Source organism: Paenarthrobacter sp. TYUT067 (assembly GCF_023656375.1).
Lineage (GTDB): Bacteria > Actinomycetota > Actinomycetes > Actinomycetales > Micrococcaceae > Arthrobacter.
Window position 1 is genome coordinate 20,123 of the sequence record NZ_JAMOIT010000004.1, and the last position, 14,355, is coordinate 34,477.

Genomic DNA, 14,355 nt, shown 5'->3' on the forward strand with positions numbered 1-14,355 from the left:
AGGGAACTGTTCACGGCCCGAGATCTTGCTCCTCGACTGGCAACGACCAGCCGAGGAGGGCCTCCGTCGAAACGTGTCTAGGAGGCGGGTACGGAACTCGGTTCGGACTGCCTTGTTTCGAGAAGTCCCAAGAGGTACGAACCGTAGCCACTTTTTACTAGCGGCTCGGCCCTCTCGCGCAGTTCATCATCTGTCAGGAAACCCGAGCGCCAAGCAATCTCTTCAGGAGCACCAACCTTCAAACCCTGACGGTTCTCAACAGTCCGAATGAAGTTGGACGCATCGCTGAGGTCCTCGAAGGTTCCTGTGTCCAGCCATGCTGTCCCTCTACGCAAAACTTCAACCTGAAGCTTGCCCCGTTCGAGGTACGTCTTGTTGACGTCCGTAATCTCGAGCTCTCCGCGGTCTGAGGGCTTGAGGTTCCGGGCAATTTCAACAACATCGTTGTCGTAGAAGTAGAGACCGGGAACGGCGTAGTTGCTGCGAGGGTTCTCGGGTTTCTCCTGGAGCGAGATCGCACGGCCGTCTTGGTCGAACTCGACCACACCATATGCCTTAGGGTCCTTTACCCAGTAGCCAAAGACCGCACCGCCGTCGACGTCAGCGTATCGGCGCAATTGAGTGCCCATCCCTTGGCCGTAAAAAATGTTGTCGCCGAGGACCAAGGCAACGGTGTCGCCGCCAATATGGTCAGCTCCCAGCGTGAAAGCCTGTGCCAAACCATCGGGCGAGGGCTGCTGGACGTAACTTAGATTCACACCAAAACGGGCGCCGTCTCCCAAGAGACGCTGGAATTGCTCTGCATCATGAGGTGTCGTGATGATGAGGATGTCCCGGATGCCGGCCAGAATCAGCGTCGACAAAGGGTAATAGATCATCGGTTTGTCATAGACCGGGACAAGTTGCTTGCTGATGCCAAGGGTGATCGGGTGCAAGCGCGATCCAGTTCCCCCAGCCAAGATGATTCCTCGCATGAACAGATCATTCCGTGTTCGTATGCGCATCCGCAAACCCGTAAGGTTATGCGTCATGGGGCAGATACTCGTAACCGGCGGCGCCGGCTTCATTGGTTCAAACTTTGTTCACTTTATTGTTGAAAACACAGATCACAGAGTCACTGTGCTCGACAAGCTGACCTACGCAGGCAACGTAGAATCCCTCGCAGGGCTCCCAGGCAACCGAGTGGAGCTGGTCCAAGGTGACATCGCGAATGCAAAGGCTGTAGACGGCCTCGTCGAAAGGCACGACGTAGTAGTCCACTACGCAGCTGAGTCGCACAACGATAACTCCTTGCACGATCCGCGCCCCTTTCTCGACACCAACATCATCGGGACTTACACGCTGATCGAAGCTGCCCGCAAGTACAACAAGCGCTTTCACCACATCTCAACTGACGAGGTGTATGGGGATCTAGAGCTCGATGACTCGGAGCGCTTCACGGAGAACACACCGTACAACCCATCCAGCCCATATTCGTCGACCAAAGCGGGCTCAGACCTTTTGGTTCGGGCGTGGGTTCGCTCATTCGGTCTGCAGGCCACAATCAGCAACTGCTCCAACAACTATGGTCCTTACCAGCACGTTGAGAAGTTCATCCCTCGCCAGATCACAAACATCATCGACGGTGTCCGCCCCAAGCTCTACGGCAAGGGCGAAAACGTCCGAGACTGGATCCACGCCAACGATCACTCCTCTGCAGTGTTGGCCATCATCGAGAAGGGCCGCATCGGTGAGACGTACCTCATCGGAGCCGACGGTGAAAAGAACAACAAAGACGTTGTCGAACTGATCCTTGAGCACATGGGTCAAAACCGTGAAGCGTATGACCACGTCGTGGACCGTCCAGGCCATGACCTCCGATACGCAATCGATTCCTCGAAGCTGCGCACGGAGTTGGGCTGGAGTCCTGAGTACTCCAACTTTGACGCTGGCATTAAGAACACCATTGAGTGGTACCGCGACAACGAAGCATGGTGGCGCCCGCAGAAGGCCCAGACCGAGGCCAAGTACACGAAGCAGGGTCAGTAGTATGTCGATCGAGTTCTCGAAGCCGTTGACCGCAACAGAAACACCTATTCCCGGAGTAGTGCTCTTTGACCTGCCCGTCCACGGTGACAACCGTGGATGGTTCAAAGAGAACTGGCAGCGCGAGAAGATGCTGACGGTTGCACTCCCGGACTTCAAGCCTGTCCAGAACAACGTTTCCTTCAACGAGAAAGCCGGAACAACCCGCGGCATCCATGCGGAGCCGTGGGATAAATTCATCTCGGTTGCTACCGGTAAGATCTTCGGCGCTTGGGTCGATCTCAGGGAGGGACCCACGTTTGGAAACGTCTTTACCGCCACTTTGGATGCAAGCCAAGCGATCTTCATCCCTCGAGGAGTCGGCAACGCTTTCCAGACTCTCGAAGACAACACCGCCTACACCTACTTGGTAAATGATCACTGGAGTGCAGATGCCCAAGGGCAATATACATTCCTGAACCTGGCAGACGAGACCGCCGCTATTCAGTGGCCTATCCCCCTTTCCCAAGCCGAGCTCTCCGACAAAGACAAAGCTCACCCACGCCTCTCACGAGTCGTTCCAATGCCACCACGCATGACCTTGGTCTTGGGCGCTAACGGACAACTCGGGAAGGCACTTCGCGAAGCGTATGAAGATGACCTATCGGTGGAGTTTGCTGGAAGGGCGGAATTCGACCTCACCGCGGACGAAGCATTCGGTTCCAGAAATTGGAAGAACTACGACACCATCATCAATGCAGCCGCATACACGGCAGTCGATACTGCGGAATCCCCTGAGGGCCGCAGAGCCGCTTGGCAGACCAACGTTACTGGCGTAGCACGGCTGGCTCGCCTCGCTGTCGAGCACGACCTAACATTAGTGCACGTCTCCTCCGACTACGTTTTCGATGGGACAAGAGAGGTGCACTCTGAGGAGGAAGAGTTCTCTCCGCTTGGCGTATACGGTCAAACGAAGGCCGCGGGTGACGCGGTTGTGAGCGTGGTTCCCAAGCACTACATCGTTCGTACAAGCTGGGTGATTGGTGAGGGCAAGAACTTCGTGCGCACTATGGCCAATCTGGCGGCACGCGGGGTCACACCTTCCGTTGTCAACGACCAGGTCGGCCGACTGTCCTTTGCCGATGATATAGCAGCAGGAATACGGCATCTTCTTGCTTCAGGGGCTAGATACGGCACATACAACGTGAGTAATGAAGGCGGCGCTCAGTCATGGGCTGATATCGCGGCCGATGTCTTCGAATTGAGGGGCGAGTCACGACAATCCGTTACTGGCGTGTCTACTGAAGACTACTTCCGTGATAAAACTGCGGCCCCGCGGCCCCCCAGTTCGGTGCTGAGCTTGAAAAAGCTGCAGGAAACGGGATTTATTCCAGAGACAGCAGAAAAGCGACTCAGGCAACTGCTGGAGTCATAAGCAGGGCCGCCAGACCCGTATGCATGGCAACTTGAAGCCACCGATACAGCTGGCATTTCATGGCTGTCCCATGCAGCGACTGCGTTGGCGCAACCAGTGATCCAAGTCGTCGGAAACCCGCGGACCACTGCGCGCAATCGGCAGATAAAGGGAGGAAAGCCCGCCGGGTTTGCCTAGGCAGTCCAAATAAAGTCATGGATGAGGCTGTAACGGCGTATCCCCACTCCAGATTTGCACGGTCCAGGTAGAAGGCAATAACGGTGTGGGCCTTAGGGCCCACACCGTTGCGATGATGGTAGTTCAAATTCGAACCGATTCGGCAAAAGTGCGCACCCTTAGCCTCAAATCAAAGTTGGCTACCCCGTGCTCACTATTTGCGCCCCTCACCACCTAGCTGAGAGTGACCGACTACAGTGTCGCTTGCGAAAGAACAGAGTCCACGGTTCGTGATGCATTGTCTGAAGAATGAAAAACTCCACGAGCCAGAGCCTGAGAGGAGTCCTCGTTAGTCGACACGAGACCGTTGTATGCGTTTGACGACTCGAGGGCGCGGGCGATTGTAGCAGTCCAGTCGTTGTCATTGCATGCGCTGATCGACTCATATTCTTCCGCCAATCGCCGGTTGATGCCGACGGGCGAAATTACGGATGGAAGGCCAGCACAAAGGTAGAGGATCGCCTTATAGCCTGACTTGCCGCGCTCCCACTCGGTATCCGGAAGAGGCATAAGTCCCAGCGAGGCACGACCGAGTAGTTCCATCTCGGCTTCGGCGGACCACAGTTGGGCTCGAATTCGTGGGTGCTTAGGCAGTTCTGATATGTTCGCTCCCCCCAACACGTGCAGGACCAAGTCATGACTCTCACATGCATCCAAGACCTGTGGAAGCACTTTTTGCAGACTTCCCAAGGTGCTTTGGCTACCGGTCCACATCAGAATCCGAGGGTCTGAAGGACGCCTAATGGTGTCGAACGTTGCAACGGGAGGGCAGGTGGGCGCATAGACGACCGTGGCCTTGCCATTATCGAAGTCGCCCAGTAGTACGTCGTTGCCGCACAGGATAACATCGAACATATCTTTGTATTCTAGAGCTCGAACCGGATTTCTCAAGATGCGCCGCCAGTCCCGCCGATGTGTCGGATCCGCATAAACTGCATCATCTATATCCAAAATGGCCATGCCAGAGCGTTTGGCCGCAATCCTCTCGAAAACAGGAGTAAAAAAGGGAAAAGCCTCCCGGTGCACGATTAGTATGTCACTGGGTCTGGAAATAACGATAATGCGCAGGAATAGGCGCCCCAACAGGACAGATCCAGCGAAAAGACGATCCAGGATGTTTCCGTTTTTTCGCTTAAAGGCTGATGCTGGCAACAGTTCATCAACATGAACTGACATACCGCGCTTCTTCATCTCGGAGATCAAAGGATCTATTCGCAGTCTTCGGCTCGCGTCTGCTGAAGGATATGTAGTGAGAACGTGGACTCGCATCATTTTCCCAGGAACCTCGACTTCCAATAACTTTCAGATCCGGCGACCGCTGCGATCAGCGCAAAAGCATATCCTTGAGACTTAGACAAGAGGGCCTGCCGGCTACCATCCCGACGAAGCAACCCCGCGGCCGCAGTCCCCAACATGTGGGTGACGCAACTCGCGTAGGCCGCCGCAAGGGTGATCTTTCCCTGCACACCCACCGAAAACTTTCGATGGTACCGCTGACGACTGTTCTCAATCCAAAAGGTTGTGGCTGTACGATACTTCTTGGCTGTACCTTCTCCGTCATGCTTCGCCAACAGGCTCCTGACTGCGACCACTCTTCCTAAGCGGCAAAGCCGAGTGCAGAGATCCACATCTTCGAAGTACATAGGGAAGTCCGTATCAAATCCCTTCAGCTCCGTCAGAGTCGCTGTGTCAACTGCTAGGACTGCACCTGCCGGCTGCTCAACATCCACCAGACCTCTGCCTGGTTTCATAGGCACAAGCGTCGACCATGAGCCGCCGGGCTGACGGTCTGCGCCCACGACCCTCGCGATCTCGGTTCGGACGTTGGGGAACTTACGGAATGAAAGCTGTTCCGAGCCATCCGGGTATATAAGGATCGGCGCGGCTGCGACGATAGCAGCATCTTCTTGGATTACTTCTCTCAGGGAGGCGAGAGTAGTGAGTTCAACTGTGACATCAGGATTTAGCACGACGAACGTGTCGAACGCGGCAACCTCAAGGTTCTTATTGTGACCGGCTCCAAAACCTACATTTGTTTCGCCTTTGGTGATTCGTACGTTAGAGGGGAGGTCAGGGCCTGAGTAACTTCCTCGACCATTGTCATAAATGAGAATTTCAAACTCTTGTTGTCCACGCTGGGCCAACAGCGAATGGATACATTCAGCTGTCCTATCCCAAGTGTTATAGGTAACAATACTTACCGTGAGGCCGTGCCTAAGCTCCATAAAATCTCCATAATACATATCTAGTTCTGGAGCTCGTCCGTCAAGACCTCGTTGAGCCTCGCACGTCGTTCACCAGGGGTTGACTTGTCTCGTGCCTGGCAAAGGTAGCTATTAGCTAACCTTTGACAGATTGACCACATGAGTAGTCGACTCATCCAAGAGTTGGCCAGGCGAGGCCTGCCGCGGTTCATGCATGTGCTTGCTCGAATAATGAAGGGAGAAAGTTAGCAAACACCAAACCAGTGGTAGTTGGACAAGATCCAACGTAATCGCCGCGATGCCTAGTCCAGCTATTGTCCCAGTGAGCACCGGATTTTTCTTGTGGTTACGCGCGATCGCGTAACCAAGTAGCCCAACGATGACAATCAGTGCCGTGATTCCTCCTTCAGCACCAATCAACAGGTAGGTATTCAGGGGATCACTTTGGGGAAGGAATGCACGAACTCCAGACGCGTTGAGTGGAACTAGAGCTTGCGCCAGAGGGGCCAAATGAGTCGACAGTTCGCCAAATCCCAACCCTGCAAGCCAGTTCTCCTGAAATAGTTCAAGAGCCGCAGCCTGTATTACGGCACGCTGGCGGCTGCTGGCGTCCAGGCTGGTGAATCGATCGATGAAGGATTGGCCCAATGGTGAGAGGACGAAGACAGCGACAACTACCGCCCCGATAAGGGCAAATGCGACTGTTCTTCCGACGTTTTTTTGCCCAGTTCTTGTGAGGAAGAGATAAATAACGACGGCAGCGAGTGCAGCCAAGAAAACACCGCGCGAGAACGTGAGCACGAAAGCTGCGACATAGCCGCCGAGTGCGATGTACCGCAGCAGGGGTTTCCAACGTCCCACCATTGAGAAAACACCCGGGGCAGAACACAGGAGCGTCAGAGCGAGATAGTTCGGGTCACCGACAGTTGAAGCTGCCCTTCGTATTCCTGAAATGTCTGCCGCTGAGGCATCTTTCCAATCGGTATAGACCAGAGACGAGTGAGTAGCGGACTCAAAAAGACCGATTCCTGCATGGACTAGCCCGGCGATACCCAAAACAGTCAGGAGCACTTTCGGTGCCTGTTTAGCCAGAAATAGGGAAAGAAAGCCTACCAGTAACGGCGTTGAAAGCGAGGAGAATACCGCACTTACGTTGGAGCCACCCAGCAGCATCAGTACAAATATAAGTGACCAAATAGGAAGGCGGAGGGGAACGTCCGTACTCCTAGAAATCCATAAATGGCGCGCCGCCAGCACTACTATGCAGACTGCCAACGACATATTCGTGATCGTAATCCCAAGCAATCTGGGAGCCTCGATTGAGCCCAACATCAGCACGCCGAAAAGTACGGTTCCTGATGCCAAAACCGGCACCCTCAGTAAAAGGACTCCGAAAACGACACTGCCACAGATAGCTGCAGCTACTTGTAAACCCATGCTGGCACCCAAGCCAGCCCCAAAGGCGAGAAGGCCAAGTCCTAGGTAGCCTGCTGCCTGCCGCCCGGATTCTCGGGTGATTTGCGAGATCTTCGACACAAGAACCACTGTTTTGATACTTCCATTGGAGTAGGGCAACACTGGACTCATCTCAGTCTACCGTCAGCCGAGTTAGCCGATTCGGCGACAAGACTCCTCAGACGGAAAATAGACGCCTCGGGTGCTTCCCTCCACTTCGGAAGCTCACTCACTGAATTTAGTCCTGGAAGTACTGAATTTCGGCACCAATTGCATTGAGGCGTTCCGCTAGGTCCTCGTATCCACGTTCAATCACGTAGATGTTTCTCAGTTCGGATGTCCCAGTTGCTGCGAGCATGGAAATCAAGATGCAGGCCGCTGGGCGCAGAGCTGGAGGACACCCCACCTCGGTCCCCCTCCACCGCGTCGGGCCCGTGACCTCTATTCTGTGAGGGTCCAGCAGTCGAACGCGTGCTCCGAGACGGTTGAGCTCGGTTAAGTAAATCGCTCTGTTCTCATAGACCCAGTCATGGATAAGAGTGGAGCCGTCCGAGCACGCCGCGATGACGGCGAAGAATGGGAGATTGTCTATATTCAGCCCCGGGAATGGCATCGCATGAATCTTGTCAGGGGCTGCCCGCAGCCTGGATGGGATTGTCGTGACGTCAACCAAACGCGTATGGCCGTTCCTCGCGGCGAACTCAGAAGACACTTCCACCTGAAAGTTCATCTGGCGCAACACGCTGAGCTCAATCTCCATGAACTCGATGGGAACTCGGCGGATTGTTACACGAGAACCTGTGACAATAGCCGCTGTAATGAGGCTCATGGCTTCGATAGGATCCTCGGACGGAGAATACTCGATCTCGGCATCCACCCTGCTCCGACCTCGGACTTCGATAGTGGTGCTACCCACACCATCGATTACCACACCAAGCTTCCTCAGATAGAAGCACAGATCCTGAACCATGTAATTTGAGCTGGCATTCCGGATGATCGTCCTGCCTTCGCGGTGTGCGGCGGCCATAATTGCATTCTCTGTAACCGTATCGCCGCGCTCCGTGAGTACAAACGTCCGGTCACTGCGGTCCGCTTGAGGGGCCTCCACCGAGTAGAAACCTGTGTGCGCGGTTACGGAAAGCCCGAATTCGCGGAGGGCTTGCATGTGAGGCTCCACAGTCCGTGTGCCAAGATCGCAACCGCCAGCATATGGCAATCTGTAGGACCTGCTTTCGTCCAATAGCGGCCCGAGCAGCATGATGATGCTCCGCGTGCGCCTTGCCGCAGATACGTCCATCGATGCCAAGTCGAGCGTTTCAGGCCGACGGATCCTCAAGTCATTGTCGTCTAGCCAAGTGCATTCAACACCGATACTGCGTAGGACTTCGACAATCCGGTTCACTTCCTCGATCCGGGCCAATCGCCGCAGGGTAGTCGTCCCACGATTGATGAGACTGGCGCAGAGCAATGCCACGCCCGCATTCTTGCTGGAGTTGACGGTTACTTCACCAGAGAGCTTACGTCCGCCGACTACTCGCAAATGGGTCATTTGCGGCTTTAGCAGCCCCTCAGCTGGTTTCACCAACTGGTCAGAAGCGTTCGCAGGCTCCGCCCGGTGCCACTGTTCAGTATCGAACTCACCTGCATCTGGAATAACGTGAATCCCCGCACCAGGCGATTCATCCAGGCTGGCATCTCCTTCGGACCGCTCTGACTGGGTCCAGCCGCGGTGGTTTTGAGTTAGAGCAGATGACGGTTCTCTCTGGGTCATGTACCAGTCATATCATGAAACGCATATTGGCCCGCCTTGCTAAGGACGCCTCAGGATATGAGCGTAAGGAGATCGGAACCCGGGTCAGCGGCACTATACGCTGAGTGACCTCACCGTGTTTTCGAATCTGCCTGCCATATATATGCGGGTAAACTGCTCAAGGGGCTGTCCAGTACAGTAACCGACACGTTGCTGCTAACCAGAAAGGCCGGCCACCTGTGGAACCTAGAGACCTGTTCGGACTCCTTCGTCGGAATTGGATTCTGATTGTGGCGCTTGCCCTCACCGGCTTGCTGGGTGGGGGCGCGGCTTCGTTACTCGTCAAGCCCTCCTACGAGTCGGAAACACAACTTTTCGTTGCTATCCAAAATTCCGGTTCTGTTCAGGAACTCCAACAGGGCAACACATTCAGTCAGGCGCGCGTTCAGTCCTATGTGAAGACGGTTTCGACGCCGTCCGTACTTCAACCCGTAGTCGACACCCTTGGCTTGGCCGAAGAACCGGAAGAACTGGCCACTAGAGTTAAAGCCACATCAGACTTGAACACAGTGCTCATCACCATTACGGTTCGTGACGACTCCCCTGTTCGCGCCGCTGCGATCGCGGAGGCCGTCGGTTCCAGCCTCATCAAGACCGTTGATCAACTCGAGCGGTCGGACAAGACGGCTATGTCTCCCGTCAAGCTTTCCATAATTACGCCCGCCAAGGCGCCGCTCGCACCCGCAAGCCCTAACCCCAGAGTAAGTCTTATTGCGGGCCTTGTTGTCGGAGTTATCCTGGGCTTAGCAGCGGCTGTGCTTCGCCAGTGGTTGGACAAGCGAGTCCGAACTGAAGAGGACGTCCGGACAATCACCGAAACGCCGATTCTGGGCGCAATAGCTTTCGAATCAGCTAGCAAAGATCGCCCCCTGATCACTCAAGTGCCAGCCCAGAGTCCCCGAGCAGAGGCATTCCGGCAGTTGAGGACGAATATGATGTTCGCAAATGTCAGCAATGACTCCGGGGCGGTGCTGGTCACGTCCTCGCTGCCGGGTGAGGGTAAAACATCCACGGCTACCAACTTGGCGCTTGCTTGGGCCCAGGCGGGACAGTCGGTCGTGCTGGTAGACGCTGACCTTCGGCGCCCAAAGGTTGCCCAGTATTTGGGTCTGGACGGCACGGCCGGACTTACTACAGCTCTAGTCGGCGCGGCACAGCTTGAGACGGTGCTCCAACCGTGGGGTGAGGATCAACTCTATGTCTTGACTTCAGGGATGATCCCGCCCAACCCAAGCGAGCTTCTCGGGTCAGAAGCGATGATCCAATTGATACGTTCGCTCGAGGCAACGTTTGATGTCGTTATCATCGACTCTCCGCCGTTGCTTCCAGTGACGGACGCATCGGTCTTGGCTCAACATGTGGGTGGAGTCGTTCTCGTAGTCGACACGAAGGCAACGAAAGAGTCCAGCGTGAAAACGGCCTTGAATTCCCTCAAAATGGTCAGGTCAAACTTGTTGGGTGTAATCCTAAACAGGCTGCCCGCCAAGGGACCGGATGCATACCACTACACATACGAAAGTGTTGCGCCCTCGGCTTCAACCAGCAACTCTGCTAAGAGTCGCAATTTTCGGGACGACCTTGGACAAGGTGCTACTGACACCGCACTCGCCCAATCGGTGACCCATACGGGGCCCGCAACTAGTTCGCACGAGAGTCTCGAAGAAGAAGTTGGACGGTACGAGGCTCGTCGGGCGGTTAGGTTCCCGCTGTCGTAACACACGGCTATATGCCCGCTGTAAACTTCCTGTCATACTCTCTTATGTCGGAGTGAAAGCTGTAATTCGAATTACTGGGGGAAGAATAATGCCCAATTTGACTGAAGTTGCCGACCCGGAAGACATCGATTGGTCGGGTGACACTGTAGAAATTGCAGGTGTAGCGGTCGCCGACTCAAGCCGAAGTGACATCGTGGATTGGCTGTGCACACGGCGAAGCCCTGGAAAGCCGCTACTGGCGTACGCGCTCCATATCGGCGGCATGGTGCACCTACAGGACGACCCTGATTACGGCAGCCTTCTAGACCGATCAGCCATTGTGTATGCAGACGGTGCCGGTCCTGTTCTAATCGGCAGAGCACGAGGGGGGCGGCTGGAGCGTTCTGCGACAACAGACCTCGCCCCAGAGCTCCTTGAGCAGTGGAAGAAATCTCATGGTCAGCCAGCAAGAGTGGCCCTTATTGGGGGCCCAAAGGATCTGTCCAAAGCCGCGGGTGATGCTCTGCTGAAGGATGAGAATGCATCTGTCGTGTTCACCGAACACGGCTACCATGACTCATGGGGCAGCGTGCTGGATGCTCTTCGAAAGAGTCAGCCAGATATTGTCTTTGTCGGAATGGGAGCGCCCCTCGAGATGCAGTGGTGCGAGGCCCATTATGACCTCCTTCCCAACAGCATAGTTATGACCTGTGGCGGGTGGTTCGGATTTCTAACCGGAAACGAGACGCGCGCTCCCGCTTGGCTGCAACGTGTTGGTGGCGAATGGGTCTGGAGACTCCTTCAAAACCCAAAGAGGCTGGCAAATCGGTATTTCAGGGGATCTGCCATTTTCCTTCGGGAATTACTGAACAGGGACGGGCGAGCCTGATCGGGAACCAAACTTAAGAGTCCCAGCCCTTCATCAACTGGAAGAGGACGCCGACGTGTCGGCCGGCATTGTGTGACTCAGGGACCCTGGGCTGATCTGGGAAACTCTGGCGTACGTTCTTCGGTGACACTTGTTGAGTTCCCCGGCAGTTGCGTCGGGGATGTCAACGGCAACCTCGAGGTTCCATCAAAAGCCTTCGACTAATACATTTGCGCAGTCCCCAAAGACGGAGGATTATATGGGGCTTGGCTGCCGAATTAGGCGACAGGTGGTCAAGTCCCCAGCGAAGTGGGTGACGCTTCCTGAAGGTATTCTTGCCGAACGCAACTGACCAACTCTAATGAGTCGAGAAGAGGAACCGCTGACCTTTGGGTCCGTTTAGACATCAACAGTTTCGCTCAGTGCGGTCACAATACTTTTGTCTCGACGCGCTCGGACCAGACGAAACATGATTAGGAACAGGCATCCGGCGACGTACGATGCCGATGCCGCCCAGGCCGCACCCAAGGCACCATGCTCCTGCCCGATCCTCCACAACAGTCCCACGTCAACGACTAACGCAATAATGCAGGACAGTAGAACGCCAAACTTGTGGCCTCTGACAATCTCCGCGTTCGAAATGAATCGATACGCAGATAGAACGCAGATGCCGGGCAAAAGTGCCCAAACAACTTCGACAGAACCTAGGTATTCTTCTCCGAAGATCAACGGCACTACGATGGAGCTTGCCACTGCCAGGGCTCCTGCGACGGCGCATGAAAGGCCCGTAACGAGCCAGGCGTCGCGCCCAAGCGGAGCCATGTGGTCCCGTGAATACACTGGAGCTCTAACGACTGCTGCCGACATTGATGCCACGAGAACTAACTCGGCAAGCGCTACGGCTGCTGAGTAAACACCTACTTCGTGAGGGGAACTTACCGCATTGAGAACAAAGACATCGGCCCGGTAAGAAAGAAAAAGTAGGACCAAGGTCAGGTTGGTCACGAGCGCGTATCCCCACGGAATCCTGACGGTTTCGACGTTTGCATCGCGGACACCAGGCTGTCTCCACCAAATCTCGTGGCAAATAACGCCAATCACCGCTGCGCCAAGGGTGAATCCAGAGAGTGCGCCCGGCAGTCCCCCTAGAGGAATTCCCGCTAACATCAAACCGCCTGGCAGCACGACCTGCGCCACACGCAACACTGCCAGACGCGCGAACAACCCCCGCCCTTGAATTGACGACGCTAGGAATTCAGGCACGATCAAAGCGGGGGCCGCGAGGATCACACCAAATGACGAAACTGCCACAAGAGAAAGGTCGTCACCACTCGCCTGAATGCCAATGACGACCAGCGAGAGAGTGGCTGCTACACATGTTGACCATGACAGAAGCACTTTCACCCTGCGGCTTAGACTTCCAAACCTGCTGACATCCATCAGAACGAGTTGTGGCCCTGCCAACATCGTCACTGTGCTGATTGCAGCTGGAAGTAGCGTAAAAACCGTATAAAGGCCTTTGTCCGATGGTCCAAGGAGGCGCGCTGATAGGACGCCGAAGACGGCAGAAAGCGCTATGACACATATACGACTTCCGAAAGTCCATAAATACTTCCACCCACGGGAATCTCTAGCCATTGAGGGCACGGAGGATTGGCTTGACGGAACCTACACGACTCAATCTCTCGGCTATTGCGGCTCTCTCAACTCGGTCGAGTTCCCAAGCGTGGCGGACTTCCTGTGCCATGAAATTTCCGCTGTGCTCCCGGCTCGCGGGAGTCCTACCGGTGAAGTTATACGACTCAAGTTCTTCCAAAGCGTTTATCCGCGCGAGCCCATGCGTGCCTTCACTTGTTGCCACAATTGTTGGACGACCCGCGGACATACTCTCGATTGCTCCTCGACCCGCTGTTACGACGACGCTGGCTGACGCTATTTCTTGTCGGGGATCGTCAATACGACCTACAAAATCTACCCGATTAGCTATGTTTCCCTCGCTGGCGAGACGGCGCAGTCTTTCAATGTCTGGACCATCTCCGACGACTACTAGGCGCCTGTCGGTCTCCTTGACAGCTTCTAGGAGAGAGATCAAGGGGGCCGTCTTGTTAGGGGTGAGAGTACCAAGGAAGACAATCGGCCCGCTTGGGTCGTAGGCATCGCGAACTTCCGTCAGCGACTCATCCCAGAAGAGGTCTGCCGAGAAAAGGTTACCTATGAGATCAATCGGGGGTGACACGACGACGCTTTTCATAGCCTTGAATGCCTCGTTGGTAGCTGCTAGAAGACCATCAAGGCTTGCCACGGTTTGGGCGTGATTTCTAAAGGGCCATTCAACAGCGGTAGTACCGTGCACAAGGGCGTACCTTCGAACAGCCGGCCAATTCAACGCGCTCCGTTCGGAGAAGAAGGCGGTCGGCCCGGGCTGGGAAGATATCACTAGGGACGCTTTTCTAACGGTGCGCCGAATCTTCAACACACTCAGCATCTCCAAACACTTGAGCACAGCCGTCTTGGCGCTGCTGATTTCGTCCGCAGCGGTGCCTTCCCTCCACGTGACCTGAATCACATCTGCCGCATTCCGCGCAGCGCCTATCCAAGGCCCTTTCTTGCCAACCAGGACCGGTCGATAGCCGTGTTCAGACAACATTCGCGCCAGAGTGAATGCGTAG

Annotated in this window: 11 protein-coding genes; 4 read left to right on the top strand and 7 right to left on the bottom strand. The window is 55.3% G+C overall.

Annotated elements, in window-relative coordinates; all coding sequences use genetic code 11:
- Window positions 1-77: 77 nt before the first annotated feature.
- Window positions 78-974, bottom strand: coding sequence for a glucose-1-phosphate thymidylyltransferase RfbA (rfbA, locus tag MOD31_RS04420; protein WP_250819949.1), 897 nt, complete (start codon window positions 972-974; stop codon window positions 78-80).
- A gap of 55 nt (window positions 975-1,029) precedes the next feature.
- On the opposite strand from rfbA, the gene rfbB reads away from it, so the two are divergent.
- Entirely contained in the window at window positions 1,030-2,028 is a 999-nt protein-coding gene (gene rfbB / locus MOD31_RS04425) for a dTDP-glucose 4,6-dehydratase (RefSeq protein WP_250819950.1), read from the top strand.
- A gap of 1 nt (window position 2,029) precedes the next feature.
- Window positions 2,030-3,439, top strand: a complete 1,410-nt coding sequence (locus MOD31_RS04430) for a bifunctional dTDP-4-dehydrorhamnose 3,5-epimerase family protein/NAD(P)-dependent oxidoreductase (protein ID WP_250819951.1) — start codon at window positions 2,030-2,032, stop codon at window positions 3,437-3,439.
- Between the two features lie 408 nt (window positions 3,440-3,847).
- Here the strand turns inward: MOD31_RS04430 and MOD31_RS04435 are convergent, their stop codons facing one another.
- The 4 genes from MOD31_RS04435 to MOD31_RS04450 form a co-directional block, all read right to left on the bottom strand.
- Window positions 3,848-4,846 (bottom strand): hypothetical protein, encoded by a 999-nt coding sequence (locus MOD31_RS04435; protein ID WP_250819952.1) that lies wholly within the window; start codon window positions 4,844-4,846, stop codon window positions 3,848-3,850.
- 77 nt (window positions 4,847-4,923) lie between these two features.
- Window positions 4,924-5,880 (bottom strand): glycosyltransferase, encoded by a 957-nt coding sequence (locus MOD31_RS04440; RefSeq protein WP_250819953.1) that lies wholly within the window; start codon window positions 5,878-5,880, stop codon window positions 4,924-4,926.
- A 111-nt stretch (window positions 5,881-5,991) separates the two neighbouring features.
- Window positions 5,992-7,395 carry an O-antigen ligase family protein gene (locus MOD31_RS22045; RefSeq protein ID WP_250819954.1) on the bottom strand — a complete coding sequence of 468 codons (1,404 nt, stop codon included), beginning with the start codon at window positions 7,393-7,395 and terminating at the stop codon, window positions 5,992-5,994.
- 157 nt (window positions 7,396-7,552) lie between these two features.
- The gene (locus tag MOD31_RS04450) at window positions 7,553-9,085 is read right to left on the bottom strand and encodes a UDP-N-acetylglucosamine 1-carboxyvinyltransferase (RefSeq protein ID WP_250819955.1); all 1,533 of its coding nucleotides are present in this window, start codon (window positions 9,083-9,085) and stop codon (window positions 7,553-7,555) included.
- Between the two features lie 218 nt (window positions 9,086-9,303).
- Here MOD31_RS04450 and MOD31_RS04455 point away from each other — a divergent pair, with 218 nt between their 5' ends.
- On the top strand, window positions 9,304-10,839 hold the full coding sequence (locus tag MOD31_RS04455; protein ID WP_374206972.1) for a polysaccharide biosynthesis tyrosine autokinase: 1,536 nt from the start codon (window positions 9,304-9,306) through the stop codon (window positions 10,837-10,839).
- A 97-nt stretch (window positions 10,840-10,936) separates the two neighbouring features.
- The gene (locus MOD31_RS04460; protein ID WP_250819957.1) at window positions 10,937-11,707 is read left to right on the top strand and encodes a WecB/TagA/CpsF family glycosyltransferase; all 771 of its coding nucleotides are present in this window, start codon (window positions 10,937-10,939) and stop codon (window positions 11,705-11,707) included.
- A gap of 378 nt (window positions 11,708-12,085) precedes the next feature.
- Here MOD31_RS04460 and MOD31_RS04465 read toward each other — a convergent pair whose 3' ends face one another.
- Both MOD31_RS04465 and MOD31_RS04470 read right to left on the bottom strand, forming a co-directional pair.
- The gene (locus MOD31_RS04465; RefSeq protein ID WP_250819958.1) at window positions 12,086-13,159 is read right to left on the bottom strand and encodes a lipopolysaccharide biosynthesis protein; all 1,074 of its coding nucleotides are present in this window, start codon (window positions 13,157-13,159) and stop codon (window positions 12,086-12,088) included.
- Window positions 13,160-13,316: 157 nt separating this feature from the next.
- Window positions 13,317-14,333, bottom strand: coding sequence for a glycosyltransferase (locus MOD31_RS04470; RefSeq protein WP_250819959.1), 1,017 nt, complete (start codon window positions 14,331-14,333; stop codon window positions 13,317-13,319).
- Window positions 14,334-14,355: the final 22 nt, after the last annotated feature.

Excerpts from the sequence above, each read along its gene's own strand:
- rfbA (WP_250819949.1), bottom strand. The coding sequence starts at position 974 with ATGCGAGGAATCATCTTGGCTGGGGGAACTGGATCGCGCTTGCACCCG.
- rfbB (WP_250819950.1), top strand. The coding sequence starts at position 1,030 with ATGGGGCAGATACTCGTAACCGGCGGCGCCGGCTTCATTGGTTCAAAC.
- MOD31_RS04430 (WP_250819951.1), top strand. The coding sequence starts at position 2,030 with ATGTCGATCGAGTTCTCGAAGCCGTTGACCGCAACAGAAACACCTATT.
- MOD31_RS04435 (WP_250819952.1), bottom strand. The coding sequence starts at position 4,846 with ATGAAGAAGCGCGGTATGTCAGTTCATGTTGATGAACTGTTGCCAGCA.
- MOD31_RS04440 (WP_250819953.1), bottom strand. The coding sequence starts at position 5,880 with ATGGAGCTTAGGCACGGCCTCACGGTAAGTATTGTTACCTATAACACT.
- MOD31_RS04450 (WP_250819955.1), bottom strand. The coding sequence starts at position 9,085 with ATGACCCAGAGAGAACCGTCATCTGCTCTAACTCAAAACCACCGCGGC.
- MOD31_RS04470 (WP_250819959.1), bottom strand. The coding sequence starts at position 14,333 with ATGTTGTCTGAACACGGCTATCGACCGGTCCTGGTTGGCAAGAAAGGG.